14 protein-coding genes are annotated in these 18768 nt (G+C 47.0%); 12 read left to right on the top strand and 2 right to left on the bottom strand.

Going from position 1 to position 18768, the window contains the following annotated elements; translation table 11 throughout:
* Position 1 precedes the first annotated feature (1 nt).
* Positions 2-1828: a cache domain-containing sensor histidine kinase gene (locus tag AC58QT_RS23865; RefSeq protein ID WP_497411196.1), complete on the bottom strand. Its 1827-nt coding sequence runs from the start codon at positions 1826-1828 to the stop codon at positions 2-4.
* Positions 1829-2000: 172 nt separating this feature from the next.
* Between AC58QT_RS23865 and AC58QT_RS23860 the strand changes: the two genes are divergently transcribed.
* The 5 genes from AC58QT_RS23860 (at position 2001) to AC58QT_RS23840 (ending at position 7543) form a co-directional block, all read left to right on the top strand.
* The gene (locus AC58QT_RS23860) at positions 2001-2870 is read left to right on the top strand and encodes a carbohydrate ABC transporter permease (protein ID WP_497411318.1); all 870 of its coding nucleotides are present in this window, start codon (positions 2001-2003) and stop codon (positions 2868-2870) included.
* Positions 2870-3706, top strand: coding sequence for a carbohydrate ABC transporter permease (locus AC58QT_RS23855; RefSeq protein ID WP_497411195.1), 837 nt, complete (start codon positions 2870-2872; stop codon positions 3704-3706). Before AC58QT_RS23860 ends, AC58QT_RS23855 begins: the two co-directional genes overlap by 1 nt.
* Before the next feature lie 160 nt (positions 3707-3866).
* Positions 3867-5189, top strand: a complete 1323-nt coding sequence (locus AC58QT_RS23850) for an ABC transporter substrate-binding protein (RefSeq protein WP_497411194.1) — start codon at positions 3867-3869, stop codon at positions 5187-5189.
* Between the two features lie 104 nt (positions 5190-5293).
* Positions 5294-6523, top strand: coding sequence for an MFS transporter (locus AC58QT_RS23845; RefSeq protein WP_497411193.1), 1230 nt, complete (start codon positions 5294-5296; stop codon positions 6521-6523).
* Positions 6524-6592: 69 nt separating this feature from the next.
* Positions 6593-7543 (top strand): NAD(P)/FAD-dependent oxidoreductase, encoded by a 951-nt coding sequence (locus AC58QT_RS23840; protein ID WP_310501913.1) that lies wholly within the window; start codon positions 6593-6595, stop codon positions 7541-7543.
* A gap of 230 nt (positions 7544-7773) precedes the next feature.
* Here the strand turns inward: AC58QT_RS23840 and AC58QT_RS23835 are convergent, their stop codons facing one another.
* Entirely contained in the window at positions 7774-8487 is a 714-nt protein-coding gene (locus AC58QT_RS23835; RefSeq protein ID WP_497411192.1) for a DUF2161 domain-containing phosphodiesterase, read from the bottom strand.
* A 119-nt stretch (positions 8488-8606) separates the two neighbouring features.
* Here AC58QT_RS23835 and AC58QT_RS23830 point away from each other — a divergent pair, with 119 nt between their 5' ends.
* From AC58QT_RS23830 to AC58QT_RS23800, 7 genes are all read left to right on the top strand, one after another.
* Positions 8607-9905 (top strand): sn-glycerol-1-phosphate dehydrogenase, encoded by a 1299-nt coding sequence (locus tag AC58QT_RS23830; protein ID WP_497411191.1) that lies wholly within the window; start codon positions 8607-8609, stop codon positions 9903-9905.
* 212 nt (positions 9906-10117) lie between these two features.
* Positions 10118-11503, top strand: a complete 1386-nt coding sequence (locus AC58QT_RS23825; protein WP_497411190.1) for a family 4 glycosyl hydrolase — start codon at positions 10118-10120, stop codon at positions 11501-11503.
* Between the two features lie 13 nt (positions 11504-11516).
* Complete coding sequence (locus tag AC58QT_RS23820) at positions 11517-12899, top strand: MATE family efflux transporter (protein WP_497411189.1); 1383 nt, start codon at positions 11517-11519, stop codon at positions 12897-12899.
* Between the two features lie 25 nt (positions 12900-12924).
* Positions 12925-15135, top strand: a complete 2211-nt coding sequence (locus tag AC58QT_RS23815) for an alpha-galactosidase (protein ID WP_497411188.1) — start codon at positions 12925-12927, stop codon at positions 15133-15135.
* A 4-nt stretch (positions 15136-15139) separates the two neighbouring features.
* A complete protein-coding gene (locus tag AC58QT_RS23810; RefSeq protein ID WP_497411187.1) occupies positions 15140-15514 on the top strand; it encodes a cupin domain-containing protein in 375 nt (124 codons plus the stop codon).
* Positions 15511-17289 carry a glycoside hydrolase family 36 protein gene (locus AC58QT_RS23805; protein ID WP_497411186.1) on the top strand — a complete coding sequence of 593 codons (1779 nt, stop codon included), beginning with the start codon at positions 15511-15513 and terminating at the stop codon, positions 17287-17289. The genes AC58QT_RS23810 and AC58QT_RS23805 overlap by 4 nt, the downstream gene beginning before the upstream one ends.
* Before the next feature lie 39 nt (positions 17290-17328).
* Positions 17329-18321 carry an aldo/keto reductase gene (locus tag AC58QT_RS23800; protein ID WP_497411185.1) on the top strand — a complete coding sequence of 331 codons (993 nt, stop codon included), beginning with the start codon at positions 17329-17331 and terminating at the stop codon, positions 18319-18321.
* The last annotated feature ends 447 nt before the right edge of the window (positions 18322-18768 follow it).

Below are 18768 nucleotides of genomic sequence, written 5' to 3'. Positions count from 1 at the left end.
TTCAGGTAACTCCCTTTTTCATCGGAATAAGAATGACAATTCGCAGGCCTTGGGGTTGGACATGGTCGATCTCCAATGTGGCATCATCATTGAAATAGAGCTGGACGCGCGTAAGAACATTACGTAAACCGATATAGGAATCATCTGCTGCAGTTGGCGTTTTCAAGCGACTTCGGACTTCATGGATCCGCTGCTCCGTCATCCCAATGCCATTATCAACAACGGTGAGCTTCAAAAAGTCACCTTCTGCGGTGATCAGTTTCGCAGTTTCGATACGCAACAGACCAACGTCTTGCGATTGGCTAGGTTTAAAGCCATGCTTGAAATAATTTTCGACAAGCGGTTGTAGCATCATTTTAGGAACGGATAAGGTCTGAGTGCCTTCCTCAATCGCATAAACAATTTCAAATTGATGTTCAAAACGCTGCTTCTGCAGCTCCAAATAGGCTTTCGTATGTTCGATTTCTTTACGAAGCGGAACCACCGATTCATTCGTGTTCATGCTGTAGTGCATCATTTTGGCCAAAGAATTAATCAAGGTGTAAATCTTAGGGGCTTCGTGCTGCAAGGCTAAGGTACCGATCGATTGCAAGGCATTATTCAGAAAATGCGGGTTAATTTGCGCTTGCAAGGCCATGAGTTGATTCGATTTATTCGCTAGCTCCAACCGATATTCACGCATAACCATTTGATCTAGATCTTGCATAAGCCCGTGGAAGCGGTTTGCGAGAATCCCCATTTCGTCCACGCGGGTTAACTCAATGTCGCTTTGCTGATCACCTAGTCCAGCTTGTCCAGTTTGAATACGTGTAATGTAACGAATTAACTGTTTGATTGGGGCAGTAAAACGAATACTAATATAGACCGTACCAGCCATGACAATCAGCATGGAGAAACTAAGGATTAGTGCGTTAATGAAGGTCAACTGGCGAGCATTCTTGGTTAACAGCTCATAGGGAATACGTTTGACAATGGTCCAGTTCAAATAGTCTGTGCGCATTTTCTCATACATATTAATCCCGGCAAAAGCACCTTTCGTCCACTCGTAGCTGCCTCTATCAAGTGAACTATGAATCGCTTCATTCCCCCAACTGTCACCTAAGGGAAGCCCCCATTTGCTCGCATCTGGGCCGAAGACGATCCGCCCTTTGTCATCTAAAATATAGAGCTCCTCTTGATCATGGGTGAAAAGGCTTTGGGAAATGTCGGAAATGAGGTCTAATTTCAAATCAATAACCAGCTCGCCAATGGATTGATTACTTGGTGAGTACATGACGTTTCGGTGCATAGAAATAACTGGCGTTGGGATAGAATACGCAGTAAGCGACATCCCGTATAAGTTGCTTTGGTGTGTCGTTTCAAAATAAACAAGCTTGTCCGCTGGGAACGGCTGCAGTCCTTCATATTTACCTACCATGCCTACTTGGATGTCATTGTTGGAGAGATAAGAACGGTTGCTCACTGAGGCATACAGGTAAATTTGTTTGATTTCCTTCACGGAGTGTGACATTACCTGGAGCCCGCTTTTGATCACTTTATCGCTCTGATAGTCGATTTCACGCTGCGTTTGAATAATATCATAAAATTGACCAAGCTCAGCCAGATTTCTTCCTGTGTAAATCGTAGAGGAAGCCTGAACAAGGCCGTTCAAATAGTTTTCGATGTTTGTTTTACCCTGTGTAAGCAGCACGGAGTTGTTCGTGAGCGTATCCTCGGTAACCTTCTGCTTCGTAAAAAAGTAGGACACAACAAGGGAGGTGAGGAAGGGGATTAACGTGGCGATGAGCAAAAATAAGATGAGTTTATTGCGGATACTATGTCGAATCACACTTCATCAACTCGGTTTCTGTATTAGGATTTTCCCCTACATTGTAGCAGGAGAGGTCAACAAATTCCACCTAATGCGTCACCATTGTCTGTGTTTTGGGGTACTGCAGCACTCTATACTTGGGGTATAGTAGCAAAATGGTAAGGGGGACTTCCCAGTGAAAACAAAAAGAATGCTTTCTGGATGGCTTCAGCAATGGGTTTTTATCGGACCTGCGTTAGTATTTTTTACCATCGTAGTCTTGATTCCATTTCTGATGAGCATCTATTATTCGTTTACTGAATGGAATGGCGTAACAACGGAAGTAAAATTCAATGGGTTGGAAAACTTCAAACAAATCCTATTCCATGATAAGGATTATCGCAATGCTTTTAACTTTACTTCACGTTTAACCGTGACGAACGTTATTCTGACAAACCTAGTAGGTTTCTTACTCGCCTTATTGCTGACGCAAGCACTGAAAACAAGAAATGTGCTGCGCACCATCTTTTTCATGCCTAACGTAATTGGTGGTTTGTTGCTTGGTTTTATTTGGCAGTTTATTTTTGTAAAAGGATTTGCGACTCTTGGCAATCTTACACATATCGGCTTTTTCGAATTACCTTGGTTGGGCGATTCAACGACAGCTTTCTGGGCGATCGTTATTGTCAGTGTGTGGCAGGGTGCAGGATATCTCATGATCATCTACATAGCTGCCTTGTCGAATGTACCGAAGGATATGCTGGAAGCAGCTTATATTGACGGTGCATCACGTTTACAAGTATTGCGAAGCATCATCGTTCCACTCATTATGCCAGCAGTGACAGTCTGTTTGTTCCTGACGATTTCATGGTCATTCAAAATCTTTGATTTGAATTTCTCTTTGACAAAAGGCGGACCATTCAATTCTACGGAGTCCGTATCCATCAATATTTATCAAGAAGCATTCCGTAATAATCGCTACGGCTTAGGTACGGCCAAAGCTCTCGTATTCTTCATCGTGGTTGCCATCATTTCAACCATCCAAGTGATGTACACCAAGCGCAAGGAGGTTGAGGTCTAATGGCTTCCGTCAAAAAATATACAGGTCGATTATTTGCTCTCGAAGTGCTGGGCATTCTAGTTGCCTTACTGTTCTTAATTCCGTTTTACTTTGTTATCGCAAATTCCTTGAAGACGTTCCCTGAGCTTGCAGCGAATACAGCGAAACTTCCAAACTCTCTTTACCTAGATAACTACACGAAAGTGTGGAGTATCATGAAGTTTCCAAAGGCGTTCTTTAACTCTTTGTTCATTACCGTTTTGGCTAATGTGGGCCTTGTGGTGATCTCATCCATGGCAGCTTATCGCATGGTGAGAAAATCTAGTAAATTCAATAACTTGGTGTTCTTGGCTTTCGTAGCTGCGATGGTTATTCCTTTCCAGTCGATTATGATTCCGCTAGTACGTGTAGCTAGTCAAATTGGCTTCATGGATAGTAAGCTGGGATTGGTTGCTTGTTACTTCGGTTTCGGTGTTTCATTAAATGTGTTCTTGTATCATGGTTTCATCAAGTCTATTCCGCTGGAAATTGAGGAGTCGGCAAAAGTCGATGGCAGTTCAGCCTATGGTGTGTTTTGGAAAATCGTATTTCCACTGCTCAAGCCAATGTCGATTACGATTATTATTTTGAACAGCTTATGGATCTGGAATGACTACTTGCTTCCATCTCTCGTACTGGGCAATCCGGAGCTGCGAACGATTCCGCTCGCAACCTTCTCTTTCTTTGGACAATATACGAAACAATGGGATTTAGCTCTTGCTGGGTTAACATTAAGCGTACTGCCAATCGTTATTTTCTTCTTGTTCTTACAGAAACATATTGTCGAAGGGATTACGGCAGGTTCAGTAAAAGGATGACAGAATTGCAAATAAGTTCAAGATATTCCACCTTTATGTTCAATATACTCGGTGTTAAGGCACGATGTAAGTGTTTACAATGAATCATGTAAGGAAGCAAGTTAAGGGCAAGTAAGCGGGGAACAAACGAAGAAACAAGTTAAAGGGAGGCATTACCTAAATGAAAAAATTAACGATGGTTTCAATGGCGGCAGTATTATCCTTATCCGTATTAGCAGCTGGCTGCGGGAAAAAAGACGAGACAGCAAGTCCAGCTCCAACTACGGGCGCTTCAACAGCTACAACAACACCTGCTGCTGGCGGTAAGCCAGTCACAATTAAAATCTTCCAATTCAAAGTAGAGATTGCAGATCAACTTGGTAAAATGGTGCAAGAATATCAGAAGCTGAACCCGAATGTAAAAATTCAAGTCGACACTGTCGGTGGTGGTGCTGATTACGGTGCAGCCCTGCTAGCGAAGTTTAATGCAGGTGACAAACCGGATATTTTCAACAACGGTGGTTTCACGGATCTAGATAAATGGATCGATAACTTGGAAGATCTATCCGATCAACCTTGGGTGAAAGATCTTGTAGATGTTGCGAAAGAGCCTATGACAAAAGGTGGCAAGCTATACGGTCAGCCGCTTAACCTTGAAGGTTATGGCTTCCAATACAACAAAGATCTATTTGCTAAAGCGGGCATCACAGAGCTTCCAAAAACATTCTCTCAATTAGAAGCAGCGGCTAAAAAGTTGAAAGATGCGGGAATCACGCCATTTGAAACAGGATATGCTGAGTGGTGGGTACTTGGAAACCATTTCGTGAACCTTCCATTTGCTTATCAAAAGGATCCGAATGCGTTCATCGATGGCTTGAACAAAGGTACATCGAAAATTACAGGTAACGAAGTGTTCAACCAATGGGCGAAATTGTTCGACCTTCAATTGCAATATGGCAACAAAAACCCACTACAAACCGACTACAATACTCAAGTAACGGATTTTGCAACGGGTAAAGCGGCTATGACGCAACAAGGTAACTGGACACAAGTTCAAATTTCCAAAACAAACCCTGATATCAAAATTGGTTTCTTGCCAATGCCGATCAGCGATGATGCAACTGCGAACGACAAATTGTTCGTAGGCGTACCGAATAACTGGGTTGTTAACAAAAACTCTGCTGTGAAAGACGAAGCTAAGAAATTCTTGAACTGGATGGTTAGCTCCGATATCGGTAAGAAATACATTACAGATGAGTTCAAGTTTATCCCTGCTTTCAAATCGATTCCTGCAGACGAGAAAGTACTTGGACCATTAGCAGCAGACATTATCGCATACAGCAAAGCTGGCAAAACATTGAGCTGGAACTGGTTCAAATTCCCAGGTGGAGAAGCATCCAGTAAGAAATTCGGCGATATCATGCAAGGTTATGTAGCGAAGAAGTATACCAAGGATCAAATGTTGGAAGAATTCCAGAAAACATGGGATAGCCTTAAGAAGTAACCCGAATCTAGACGTACGTCAAGCCTCAGCGCTAATGCTGGGGCTTTTTGCTGTTTAACAGTTCGCGCAATGGCTGTTACAATGTAGAAGACTGGGGGTTCACCATGAATCATAAAATTAGAGCATGGCTGCAGAACAGAGGGAATGCGCTTCCGCTAGAGAAAAAGTTGTCTCGCGATGCGATTATTTCCTTGATTATTCATACTATTTTTCAATTCGGAGCTTCCATGTCAGGGGTGTTCCTCAATTTATACTTATGGCGGTTAACGCATAGTGTAGTCGTGAATGGGACTTACAACATCATCGTGTATATCTTAACACCGATAGGGTTCGCCATTGGCGGTTATATGATTAAGAAGAAGGATCGTATGGTCGCGTACCGGCTTGGTATCGTACTAATCGGTCTCTTCTATTTAAGTGTGAGTATTGCAGGGGAGCGGTTGGTCGATTATTATGTGCTTTTTGCCATATTTAATGGACTTGCTGGCGCTTTCTACTGGGTTGGCTATTTAACACTGATGTATGATGTGTCGACGGAACAGAATCGGATTCGCTATCTCGCGTTCAATATGATGTTCTTCACAGCGGCTACGCTTGCAGGGCCGGCACTTGCTGGTTTCATTATTCGGTTAAAAGAAGGATTAAGCGGATATACCATCGTCTTCTCGATCGCATTCATCATGTTTTTATTGGCCGCGTTAATATCATTGAAAATCAAGGCGTCAAGCGGGCATCATCGGGTGTATTATTTGAAATACACAGGGCTCATTATGAAGAAAAAGCAAGAGTGGTTGAAAGCGTTGTTTGGCTTCTTTGGTATGGGTTTGCTGCAAGGCACGATGATGTTTCTTCCGAACATTCTCTTATTCAAAGTACTGCCTCGAGAAGATTTGGTCGGTTATCTCGGTGTCCTCTATTCGAGTCTAAGTATCGTGATGGGGATTTTTATTTCGAAGTACGCGAATGCAGGCAGAGCAAGAATGTATTTGACCATTTCGACGGTAGGTTACCTTGTGGGTGTCTCCTGTATAATAGGAAGCTTAAATGTGTGGTCGGTCGTCGGCTTCATGATTCTGTATTCGATATTTGCACCTCTGCAAGGGAATACAATGACAGGTTTCTATTATAGCTTAATTGCGAGACTTCCTCTCAAGGGGGAATTAAAGGTCGAAAGTGTTGTTGTTCGGGAGTTTTTCCTGAATGTGGGGCGGGTTATTTCCATTCTAGCTCTAATCACTTTCGGGAGCGATTTGGACAGCGGCCTCATTCCATGGATTCTGTTGCTAGCCGCAATGACGCAATTTGGTTTGATTTGGTCGATTAAGAATCGATGAAAAGGATGATTGTCCCACAATTCGGTTATCCTAGTTGGTAGTGAATTGAAGAAGAGGGGCACTGTGGACATGGAGAAAGTGGATGCTTTGATCGTCGGAGGCGGCATTGCAGGGCTTCAAGCGGCGATTCAATTAGGCAGATATGAGCATAAAGTACTTGTGATTGATGCGGGTTACGGGCGTTCAACACTGTGTAGGAGCTATCATAATATTCTTGGTTGGCCAGACGGCGTATCGGGGGAACAATTACGACAATTAGGCAGATTGCAGGCGGAGCGGTTAGGCGTTGTATTTGTCCAAGATGAAGTTGTCCAAGCTGTCGCCAAAGGAAGAATAGGTGATGGCTTCGAGCTATGGGGAAAAAGTGGCCGAGGTTACGAAGCGAATACGCTTCTACTAGCGACGGGCTTGATCGATCGTATGCCTGAAATCCCGAACCTGAAGGAGTGCTTGGGATTAACCGTATATGTGTGTCCCGATTGCGACGGCTATGAAATTAAGGATCGCAGTACGGTGGTGATGGGCTCAGGTGATGCAGGAGCAGCAATGGCGATTAAGCTGCGCCACCGAACAGAGAGGATAACGTATGTAAATCACCAAAGCTGTGCTGTGAAAAGCGAGCATCTTATGGAAATGAAGAATAAAGGCATCACCTATTTGACAGAAGATCTTGCCGAGGTTATTGCCGATTCACCGGGGCGTTTTAAAGGTATTGTGCTCAAAGATGGCAGTAAAGTTGAAGCAGAGAGAGGCTTTATTGCCTTCGGAGGGAATGAGGTCAAGTCCGATCTAGCACGTCAGCTGGGTGCAGAACGCATGGAGAATCGACACATTATGACCGACCCTCGGAGTAAGATGACGAGCGTCCCATTCGTATGGGCGGCGGGTGATGTGGGTGTCCATGCTGAGCAAGTGACGATTGCCATGGGTGAAGGCTCACAAGCCGCGATATGGATGAACAAAGCACTGCTGCGGATGAATGAGGAGTCCAATGTTCATCGGGTTGTGATTCGGTCTTAGGAGGGATGCCCTAAGTCGAAAAAATCGACTTCGGGGAGTGAAAAGAGCCTTGAGAGATGTCCTAAGTCGAAAAAATCGACTTAGGGAAGCGAGAAGAGCCTTGAGAGATGCCCTAAGTCGAAAAAATCGACTTAGGGGGGCGAAAAGAGCCAAAAGGGATGCTCTAAGTCGAAAGAATCGACTTCGGGGAGTGAAAGAGCAAGTAGGTAGCTCCTCAGTCGAAAAATCTTTTAACTCGGGTCAATTCTTGGGAAAGCTGTTGCTACGTGTGCATAATCTACCAAAGCTTTCTCGCCTGCAGGCGTAAGATGATAGATGCCGCGGCTTTGTCGGACAAACCAACGATAGTAGTTTTGCTGCAGAAGTGAGCTCACGTTCATATTGCTGGTCATCTCACGCAGCTTACGCGGACTTAGTGGGCCGTGCTGCTGCATAAGATAAGCGCAATGGAGTGATTTCTCGCGGTAGGCGGTCATCAGCTTCTGCTGGGAGCTGCCGCCAACGTTGTAGTCACCGCTGCGCTCATGAAATTCGGTCATTAATTTGCCAGAGGCCCGTTTGTTAGGTCGTAAGGTATATGGTGTAGGCTCACAGACGAGATCGACTGTGGGCTGTTTGCGTTTGTAGAATTGGACCGTTAACACACCTAGTCCAAGCATGCGACAAAGTCGACGAATGTCCTCCCATTGTACACGATGGGGGGCTTTCCCCTTGTTAGGGAGTTCGAAAGCGACGTACACATCCTGTGTGAGCCGTAAACGATCAATCCCTTGAATGAGAAGCGGGATATTAAAGCTCTTCTTTAATTCAACAATAAGCGGTGGTTCTTCGCCGCGAATGGCCACCAAGTCACAGTGCTTAACTTCCCCGCGGACGGTATAGCCACGCTGTTCGAAGAAGTGTTTGATCGGTGCATATAGCTCGGTTTCGGATTGGATCGGCATGAGGGATTTGTCTCCTCTTTTCGTGCGAAAAGTCTACTAGAATGGCTTTCATTATAGCATAGGTTGAGCTAGAATAGGAGGAAGGATCACTTGTACGTACGAGTTAGGAGATGAGAGATATGAGTGAATTATTACAAGGGTGGTTGGGAAAAAGACTAGATTGCGCCTGCGGGCAAAAGCATGAGATTCCGATTCGCCGTATTGTCATAGCTCAAAATGCTTTAGCTGACGTTGTTGCTTATGTGAAGGAAACAGGGTATGAGGAAATAACGCTGGTAGCCGATGCGAATACCTATGCGGTGGCTGGTGAAAAGCTGCGTTCGCTGCTGGAAGACGGACAGGTGAAGGTTGGCACTTGTGTCATTCGGGAGAATGAGATGGGCGAAGTCGCAGCTGACGAGGAAGCCATCGTACAATTGATGTTGGACACGTCGACGACTTCACAAGTTCTGATCGCCGTAGGCACAGGGACGCTGCATGACATTGTACGCTTTGTAAGCCATCGAACGAATCGGCCTTTCCTCTCTGTGCCGACAGCGCCGTCCGTTGATGGGTTTGCCTCAGTGGGCGCACCACTCATCGTTCGCGGCTTCAAACAGACGATTCCCTGCTCTGCGCCAGAGGCACTGTTCGCTGACTTGGGCATACTCGCTGCAGCGCCCCAAGCCATGATTGCAGCTGGCGTTGGCGACATGCTCGGCAAGCACACCTCACTCGCGGACTGGGCACTCGGCCGCGTGCTGTTAGACGAGCACTATTGCGAGCTGAGTGCTCGCTTGACTTTGGAGGCGGTGGAGCTGACCACCGCCCATCTGGAAGAGATTGCGCAGCGCACCGAGCTGGGCATGCGCCGATTGATGGAAGGCCTGATCCTATCCGGCCTTTCCATGCTATTGGTCGGCCACTCCCGGCCGGCCTCTGGGGCTGAGCACCATCTCTCCCATTATTGGGAGATGGTGCTCCTGCAGCAGCGCCGCCGGGCGCTGCTGCACGGCGCGAAGGTCGGCGTCACGACCGTGCTCATGGCGCAGCGCTATCAGGCGCTGCTTGAGCTTACGGCCGAGGAGGCCGCTGCGCGCCTAGCGAACGGGCAGGCCCCGAGTGCGCAGACGGATGCGGAACGCATCCGGGCGGCCTACGGGGCCATGGCCGAAGCCATCATCGCCGAGAATGCGTCGGCGATGGGGGTTGATGCGCATGCGCTGCAAGCGCGCATCGCGAAGCATTGGGGCGATGTGCAGAGCATCGCCCGGGCGGTTCCGCCGCCAGCGCAGCTTGCTGCGTGGCTCGCGGCGGTGCAGGGGCCGATCACGCCGGACCAGCTTGGCGTGGAGCCGGCGTTGGTGGAGGCATCGCTGCAGGATGCGTTGTTCGTGCGCAACCGGTTTACGATCTTACGTTTACAGCGGCTGCTGTAAGCAAGGCAAGCGGTCAATGGTTTTTCATAACCGATTTTGTCATCTTTCATACAACGCCAGTCCTCTAAAATAGGACTGGCGTTTTTTACTTTCTCTTTTTGCAAAAGTGTAAAAAATCACAACCCGACTTAATTTTTGCCATCCCCTAATGTGGAATTGTTTTCTATACTGATAGCTAATGTGGGTGTTGAAAGATATGAGGGAGGAACAACATGAAATTTGCTAATGAGAAAGTCAGCGATATACAAATCGCTTATATTGGCGGGGGTTCGATGTATTGGGCTAAAAATCTGATTGCCGATTTGGCGCTGGACGGTCAATTGTCGGGTACGATTCGGTTGTATGATCTTGACTATGGGAAAGCCCGAAACAATGAAAAACTGGGTAACTCGGTTGCTGATTATCCAGAGACGAAATCCAAATGGACGTACAAGGCGTATCCGACGCTCCAAGAAGCGTTGAGTGGCTGCGATTTTGTGTTTATTTCGATTCTACCTGGTACTTTTGAAGAAATGGAATCCGACGTTCATGCCCCTGAGAAATACGGCATTTATCAGGCTGTTGGTGATACAACGGGACCAGGGGGGCTGCTCAGAGCTCTTCGTACCATTCCGATGTATGTGGAAATTGCACAAGCAATCGAGCGATATTCGCCTGATGCCTGGGTGTTTAATTACACGAACCCAATGACACTCTGTACGCGGACACTTTACGAAGTGTTTCCGAAAATTAAAGCAATTGGCTGCTGCCATGAGATTTTCGGGGTACAAGGCCTTCTGATTCGCATGTTGCGCGATATGGAAGGCATGGAGGGTGTACATAGGGATGAAGTGAAAGTGAATGTGCTGGGGATTAACCATTTTACATGGATCGATCAAGCGACGTATCAGAATAGGGACTTACTTCCGATGTATCGTAAGTTTGTTGATAACTATTATGAATCTGGATTTGAACATAACAAAGATGCTTGGATGACGAACACATATACGGCGGCTAACCGCGTGAAGTTTGATTTATTTCGGCGTTATGGTGTAATTGCTGCTGCGGGCGACCGTCACTTGGCAGAATTTATGCCTCCTTGGTATTTGAAAGATCCTGAGACGGTTCGATCATGGAAGTTTGGGTTAACGACGGTTCAAAGTCGTGTTGACAAGCATGCTGCAACCGAGCTTTTTTACGGAAAGCTGCTAAGTGGCGAGGAGAAACTGCCGCTCAAACCATCAGGCGAAGAAGAAGTGAGACAGTTAAAAGGTCTCATCGGACTTGAGCAATTTGTCACCAATATTAACGTGCCTAACGTTGGACAAATGAAGGGTATTCCCATGGGGGCAGTTGTAGAAACGAATGCGGTGTTCGCTGCAAACAGCTTGCGTCCGGTTTACGCAGGTGAGCTTCCGATGGAGGTTAATAATCTGGTTCTACAGCACACGATGAATCAGGAGTTAATTCTGAAGGCGGCTCTTCAAAAGGACAAGGACTTGGCATTTAAAGCGTTTATTAACGATCCGCTAGTGACGATTGATATTCACGATGCAGAGGTATTATTCGATCAGATGCTGCACAATACAAAAGCGTATTTGCCTGGATGGAACATCTAATGGCAGGCCAGCCATGAGTGCAGATGCAGCGATATCCAGCGAATCCGCCTCGATAAATCCGCAGGATGATAAAGCGCTACGCCGGATAATTTTCAAATTGGCAGGTCCATCATTGACGGAAATGCTGCTCATGAATGCAACTCAAATGGTGATGATGATGCTAGTCGGACATCTCGGGGCTGTTGCCGTGGCAGCAGTTGGCTTAACAAGCCAGCCTTATTCCTTATTGACTGTGCTTTTTGCAGCACTGAATTCGGGTACAACCGTGATCGTTGCTCGTTCCACTGGAGCGGGGAAGATGGGGGACGCGAATTTAGCAGCTGGGCAGTCGCTTATGCTAGGTGCTGTCTTATCTGTCCTTATAGTTTCGATTGGCGTGACCTTTGCGGAGAGTCTGCTACAACTGATGGGCGCTAGTGATGAGGTCATTCAGCTTGGACTAACCTATGCAAAAATGATGTTTTTCTCAATCGGTTTCTCCTCAATTTCATCTGCTATATCTGCTATTCTGCGAGGTTCAGGCGACACCCGAACACCGATGATAATCAATGTGCTCGCAGGCTGCGTGAATGTGACCCTCGGGTTCTTGCTGATTTATGGTCATCTCGATTTTCCGCAAATGGGCATTACGGGTGCGGCAATTGCTACGCTGGTTGTTCAGTTCGGAGCGATGATTTGTTTTATCGTTGTTATGTTCAGCGGGAGGTTTACAGTTCGAATCGGATGGTCAGAGATCAGCCGTTTGGATCGCGTCATGATCAGTCGAATGTTGAGGATTGGCATACCAAGTAGTCTAGAGCAATTGATCATGCGATTAGGGATTATGACGTTTGTGAAAATTTGTGCGGGATTAGGGACTGTTGCCATCGCGGCATCGCAAATTGTAACGAGCATTATTGGCATCTCGTTTATGCCAGGTGCTGCATTCGCGATAGCAGCTTCAACGTTAGTTGGGCAAACCTTAGGTGTAAGCAAACCCGATCTTGCCGAACGATACGTGTGGCAGGTCCGAAAGTACGGCATGATGGTGGCCGGCTTTATGGGGGCGCTTTTTATTGTGTTCGCACCGCATATCCTTAGGCTGTATACAAATGACGAGACGATTATTCGTGAAGGGGCCTGGGCTCTTCGCATCGTAGGTTTTATTCAAGTATCACAAATATCGCAATTTGTTCTTGGAGGCGCCTTACGAGGCGCAGGAGATACGCGCTATCCGTTGTATTCGACTTTTATTGGTGTATGGGGAATCAGAGTTGTACTCAGCTACTTGTTCGTGTATGTCTTTCATTGGGGCATGATCGGATTATGGAGTGCGGTGGCAAGTGATCAATTTCTTAGATCTAATCTTATTTATTTGAGGTTTAAACGAGGGGCTTGGAAGCATTTGAAGGTTTAATTTATATAAAGGGGACGCGTCAACAATGGGGATTGTTTACGATTCAATTTCGCAAACCTTCCATCTTCAAGGGAAGTCGTCGAGCTATATCATGCAGTTGATCAATTCCAACTATATAGCTCATGTTCATTGGGGGCGCCGAGTACGTGGAAGCAATCCAGGAGGGTTGCTCGTTAGGCGACGTCGCTGCTCGTTCTCTCCATCCACGGATCCGGATGATTTGACACTGTCTTTGGACACATTGCCGCAGGAGTTTCCGGGATATGGAGCCAGTGATTTTCGAGTTCCGGCCTATCAGGTTCAAATGGAAGACGGAACGACGGTCAGTGAGCTCGTCTATGAGTCCCACCGGATTTATGCTGGAAAAGCACCTTTAACAGACATGCCGTCCACTTATGTGGAGGATGAAAATGAAGCGGAGAGTCTCGATATTGTATTGGCAGATTCAGTGATCGGATTAAAGGTGATACTTACGTATACTGTTTTTCGTGATTTGGATGTGATCACAAGGTCTGTTCAATTCTTGAATGTGGGGAACCGATCCATGAAGCTGCTTCGAGCATTGACCTTCGGTATCGATATGCCTTCTAGTGATTTTGATATGCTTCATTTATCTGGCACTTGGGCGCGTGAGCGTCATATCGAAAGACGTTCCCTGGTAACAGGCGGTTCTGTAATTGAGAGTCGTAGAGGGTCTAGCAGCCATTCACTTAACCCATTTGTGGCGCTGCTTTCCAAGCAGGCGGATGAAGATCATGGCGAAGTCTATGGTTTTAGTCTTGTTTATAGCGGGAGCTTTGTTGCACAGGCTGAGGTAGACCCTTATGGAACGACCCGTGTCGTGATGGGCATCAATTCGTTTGATTTTTCATGGCTGCTGGAGCCAGGGCATACCTTCCAGACGCCAGAGGCAGTTCTCGTTTATTCGGCAGAGGGCCTCGGTGGAATGTCGCGCACGTATCATAAGCTGTACCGCACACGTCTATGCCGTGGACATTTCCGTGATCGTCATAGACCGATTCTCATCAACAACTGGGAAGCAACGTATTTCAATTTTAACGGGGATAAAATCGAAGAGCTTGCCCGAGTGGGTAAGGAGCTCGGTTTAGAGCTTCTCGTGCTGGACGATGGTTGGTTTGGCAAGCGGGACAATGACAAAAGCTCACTCGGCGATTGGTTTGTCGATCGAAATAAGCTCCCACAAGGCATGCCGGATCTGGTTAACCGTGTGAATCAGCAAGGGCTGGAGTTCGGCCTATGGTTTGAACCAGAAATGGTATCGCCAGATAGTGATCTGTATCGGGCTCATCCTGACTGGTGTCTGCACGTTCCGGGTAGGCGGAGGACAGAAGCACGGCAGCAGTTAGTTCTAGACTATTCGCGACAAGATGTTAGAGACTACATCGTGAAGGTCATCACTGATATTCTTGCGAGCAGTCCTATCACGTATGTGAAGTGGGATATGAACCGCAATATGACGGAAATCGGTTCTGCTCAGCTCCCGCCAGAGCGACAGCGGGAAACGTCCCATCGGTATATACTCGGGCTTTATGATGTGATGGAACGGATAACTTCGGCTTTTCCGAACGTATTATTTGAAAGTTGTTCTGGCGGTGGAGGAAGGTTCGATCCAGGGATGCTCTACTACATGCCGCAGACATGGACAAGTGATAATACGGACGCCGTTGAACGGCTCAAAATTCAATATGGCACGAGTCTCGTGTATCCAATCAGCTCGATGGGCGCTCATGTTTCCGCTGTCCCTAATCATCAAGTCCATCGGACGACACCGCTTGATATGCGCGGGCATGTGGCGATGTCGGGGAACTTCGGCTACGAGCTTGATTTGACAGCTTTTTCGGAAATAGATAAGGAAGCTGTGAAGGGGCAAATTGCGCTATATAAACAATTGAGGCCTCTGATCCAGTTCGGAGAATTCTACCGACTGATTAGCCCGTTTGAACACACTAGCGCGGCCTGGATGTTCGTTTCCGAGGATAAGAAGGAAGCTTTGGTTGCTTTTTTTCAAGTGCTGTCAGAGCCGAACGCACCTCTCAGGAAAATGCGATTGAAAGGCCTTGCACCGGAGAGCAATTATTTACTCTATGATGCGGGAAATCAGGATGAGTGTGTGGAAATATTTGGAGGAGACGAACTCATGCACGTAGGTCTTAATTTACCGATCTGGAAGGGCGATTTCCGAAGTCGCCTTTACCGCTTAAAAATGGAGGAATAACCAGATGATAAAGCTGCGTTTGAGCGATTTGCAGGATAAGAGGAACGGTCATATTTTACAGGATGTATTACCAGGTGCTTATTTATCGTCAGGCGGTCTGTCTTTTGCAAAACGGGGCGAACGCAGCCATACGAATGATGGTCCAGAAGGAAGAGACTACCATGTTCACAGTGATTGTGAAGCATTTATGATTTTGCAAGGAACTGGAACGATGGAATTGAATGGTGAGTTTATACCAGTAACAACCGGAGATATCGTGATTGTTGAGCCAGGAGAGGATCATCATCTCATTTCGAGTGAGGAGGACCCGATTGTCACTGTGTGGTGCCATGCGGGTGCGAATCGAAATAAGAATCAACAGCAGGAGGAAGTTGTGTGAACAAAATTATAAACACGGATACCCATACTTTCAATTTATCTAGTGAGGACAATGGGTTTAACGTCACGTTATTAACGGAGAAGCTGCAGGAGGGCATAGATCTCATTACTTTGCGATTGGAAGCGGACGAGGCGGCAACGCCTCCCGTCTTCACCCTGCGTTGGTCACATCCTGCTTGTGATATTCAAGGCAGCTGGCATCCCGCTCAGGACCGGAATAAAAGCTTTAAGGCCGATTGGATGCGCACGTTGCGTTCCAATGCTGCTGCGTCTGCACCTGTCTACGCCTTGTTCAATAGTTTGGGTCGCAACAGGTTGACTTTTGCTTATTCAGATGCCCTTAACACGGTACACTATTCGGGTGGCATCAGTGAGGAAACGGCTGATTTTCATTGCTGCGTCCAATTGTTTACAGAGACGACGGCGCCATTTCAATCGTATGAAGCGAAGCTTCTCGTAGATACAAGAGATGTACCTTACTATGAAAGTCTTGATGGCGTTCAAGTGTGGTGGAGCGAGATGCCGGAATATCAACCAGCATACGTGCCAGAGGCTGCCAAAGAACCGATGTATTCAACGTGGTATAGCATGCATCAGAACGTCACAGATGTGCAAATCGAAGAACAGTGCCGTATCGCCAAGCAGTTGGGGATGGAAGCTGTTATTGTGGATGATGGCTGGCAGACGGCAGATAACCGCAGAGGCTATGCCTATTGTGGAGATTGGGAGACTTATGAGGGCAAATTCCCCGATATGAAACGCCATGTGGATGCGGTTCATGCATTAGGCATGAAGTTTATCCTTTGGTACTCGGTACCTTTTATAGGAAAATATAGTCAGGTTTGGAATCGGTTTAATCATAAAATTCTGCGATTTAATGAGGGACACGGAGCGGCTGTGTTGGATCCAAGATATCCGGATGTTCGAGAATATATCATCAATACCTATGAGAAAGCGGTCAAGGAATGGGGCCTAGACGGCTTCAAACTTGATTTCATTGATACGTTCTATTCACCTGAGCTGCAAATACCTTCGACAGTGGAAGGGAAGGATTATGAGTCCATACCTGCTGCGGTTGACCGTCTATTGACGGACGTGATTGGCAGATTGCGAGAATTGAACCCTGCCATGATGATCGAGTTTCGTCAAGGTTATATCGGTCCTGCGATGCGCAAATATGGCAACATGTTCCGAGCTTCCGATTGTCCGAATGATAGCATTCAGAATCGTGTGCGAACGCTGGATCTCAGGCTGATTTGTGGAAACACAGCTGCGCATGCCGATATGATCATGTGGCATCCGGAAGAGCCTGTGGAAAGCGCCGCTTTACAGTTGATTAATTGTTTGTTCTCGGTGCCGCAGGTATCCGTTCTTTTGGATAAACTGCCTTCTGATCATTTGAAAATGCTTACCTACTGGCTGGCCTTCTGGAAAGAGAACCGTGACTTGTTGCTAGACGGCTCTATCGAGCCTATGAATCCGGAATTGTTATATCCATTAGTTCGTGCGGTTCATGAGGATCGCGGGATTATCGTCACCTATCAGGAGCAGATTGTGACTATCGATGCAGCGGCACCGGTGTCTCAATGGATCGTCGTAAATGGCAGAAGACTGGACGGACTTTATATAGAGGTTACAGGTGAGATGGGGGTAGTGAAGGTGACGATTCGTAATTGCTGTGGGGAGATTACAGAGGAGTCGTCTGTTGAATTGACGGCAAGTATGCATAAAGTTGCGATTCCGGCGTCAGGTCTTGCAACTATTACCATGAGATAAAAGAGATGACATCGGCAGTCATATGGAGGGGGAACAGCGATGAACTATACAGCAAATGAAGGCAGATATGCAGGCATGCCCTACAATCGAAGCGGAAAGAGTGGCCTTAAGCTGCCGCCGATCTCTTTAGGATTGTGGCACAATTTTGGCGGCGTAGATCTCTTTGAGAATAGCAGAGCGTTAGCGCGTCATGCCTTTAATCTAGGAATTACGCATTTTGATCTTGCGAATAATTATGGTCCACCGACGGGATCAGCAGAAGAAGTGTTTGGGCAGATTTTGAAAAAGGATTTGCAGCCGTATCGTGATGAGCTGATTATCGCCACAAAGGCAGGGTACCGCATGTGGGACGGCCCATACGGAGAGCGTGGCTCCCGCAAAAGTATGCTCGCCAGTCTTGATCAAAGCCTGAAGCGACTAGGCCTGGATTATGTGGATATTTATTATTCGCACCGTTTCGATGCGGAGACACCTTTGGAAGAAACGATGAGCGCTTTGGATCAGGCTGTACGCCAGGGAAAAGCGCTGTATGTCGGCGTGTCTAATTATAATGCAGAGCAAACGGAGCAAGCTGCAGCTATTTTGAAAGGTTTGGGCACCCCATTCATCATCCATCAAGTGCATTATTCCATGTTCGAAAGACGCTTGGAGCAGGGGCTGCAGGATATTTTGCTAAGAGAAGGTGTGGGATCTATCGCCTATAGTCCACTTGCGAGAGGGCTTCTGACGGATCGTTATTTGGAACACATTCCGGCAGATTCCCGTGCGGCAGGGGGCAGTGTATTCTTAAGACCTGAAGATATTACGGAGGAGAAGATTGCTAAGTCTCGTCTTTTGCATGCACTAGCTCAGGAACGAGGTCAGAGTCTTGCTCAGATGGCCCTAGTTTGGGTTCTTCGCAAGGGGCATGTGACGTCTGCTCTTATTGGCGCAAGCAAAGTCAGTCAGTTAGATGATAATGTGGCGGCCTTGAAGCAGCCTGATTTCACGCAGGAAGAATTGGATCGTATCGATTATATTTTGAGTAAATAAACTAAGAGCACCGGGGGGACAGGGGATGTCCATTCGGTGCTTTTTTTGCATATCTGAAAGTACAAGAGTGGAGCTAGTCGATAAATGGGGCCTTAAATCCAAGCGAGCCACGCTCGATGGTGGAAATAGCGCCCCAAAGGGCGCTAAAGCCTTGCTTCGCCCACCGAATGGGCGGGACCACAGGATTTAACGCCCGAAAAGGGCCTTAAATCCAAGCGAGCCACGCTCGGTGGTGGAAATAGCGCCCCAAAAGGGCGCTAAAGCCTTGCTTCGCCCACCGAATGGGCGGGACCACAGGATTTAACGCCCAAAAAGGGCCTTAAATCCAAGCGAGCTACGCTCGGTGGTGGAAATAGCGCCCCAAAAGGGCGCTAAAGCCTTGCTTCGCCCACCGAATGGGCGGGACCACAGGATTTAACGCCCAAAAAGGGCCTTAAATCCAAGCGA

Source organism: Paenibacillus sp. J31R109 (assembly GCF_059692055.1).
Note: the sequence above shows the minus strand (reverse complement) of the source record. Positions and strands in the feature narration are given on the sequence as shown.

Coding starts and splice junctions, on each gene's coding strand:
- AC58QT_RS23860 (WP_497411318.1), top strand. CDS start 2,001: ATGCTTTCTGGATGGCTTCAGCAATGGGTTTTTATCGGACCTGCGTTA.
- AC58QT_RS23855 (WP_497411195.1), top strand. CDS start 2,870: ATGGCTTCCGTCAAAAAATATACAGGTCGATTATTTGCTCTCGAAGTG.
- AC58QT_RS23850 (WP_497411194.1), top strand. CDS start 3,867: ATGAAAAAATTAACGATGGTTTCAATGGCGGCAGTATTATCCTTATCC.
- AC58QT_RS23845 (WP_497411193.1), top strand. CDS start 5,294: ATGAATCATAAAATTAGAGCATGGCTGCAGAACAGAGGGAATGCGCTT.
- AC58QT_RS23840 (WP_310501913.1), top strand. CDS start 6,593: ATGGAGAAAGTGGATGCTTTGATCGTCGGAGGCGGCATTGCAGGGCTT.
- AC58QT_RS23835 (WP_497411192.1), bottom strand. CDS start 8,487: ATGCCGATCCAATCCGAAACCGAGCTATATGCACCGATCAAACACTTC.
- AC58QT_RS23830 (WP_497411191.1), top strand. CDS start 8,607: ATGAGTGAATTATTACAAGGGTGGTTGGGAAAAAGACTAGATTGCGCC.
- AC58QT_RS23825 (WP_497411190.1), top strand. CDS start 10,118: ATGAAATTTGCTAATGAGAAAGTCAGCGATATACAAATCGCTTATATT.
- AC58QT_RS23820 (WP_497411189.1), top strand. CDS start 11,517: ATGAGTGCAGATGCAGCGATATCCAGCGAATCCGCCTCGATAAATCCG.
- AC58QT_RS23815 (WP_497411188.1), top strand. CDS start 12,925: ATGGGGATTGTTTACGATTCAATTTCGCAAACCTTCCATCTTCAAGGG.
- AC58QT_RS23810 (WP_497411187.1), top strand. CDS start 15,140: ATGATAAAGCTGCGTTTGAGCGATTTGCAGGATAAGAGGAACGGTCAT.
- AC58QT_RS23800 (WP_497411185.1), top strand. CDS start 17,329: ATGAACTATACAGCAAATGAAGGCAGATATGCAGGCATGCCCTACAAT.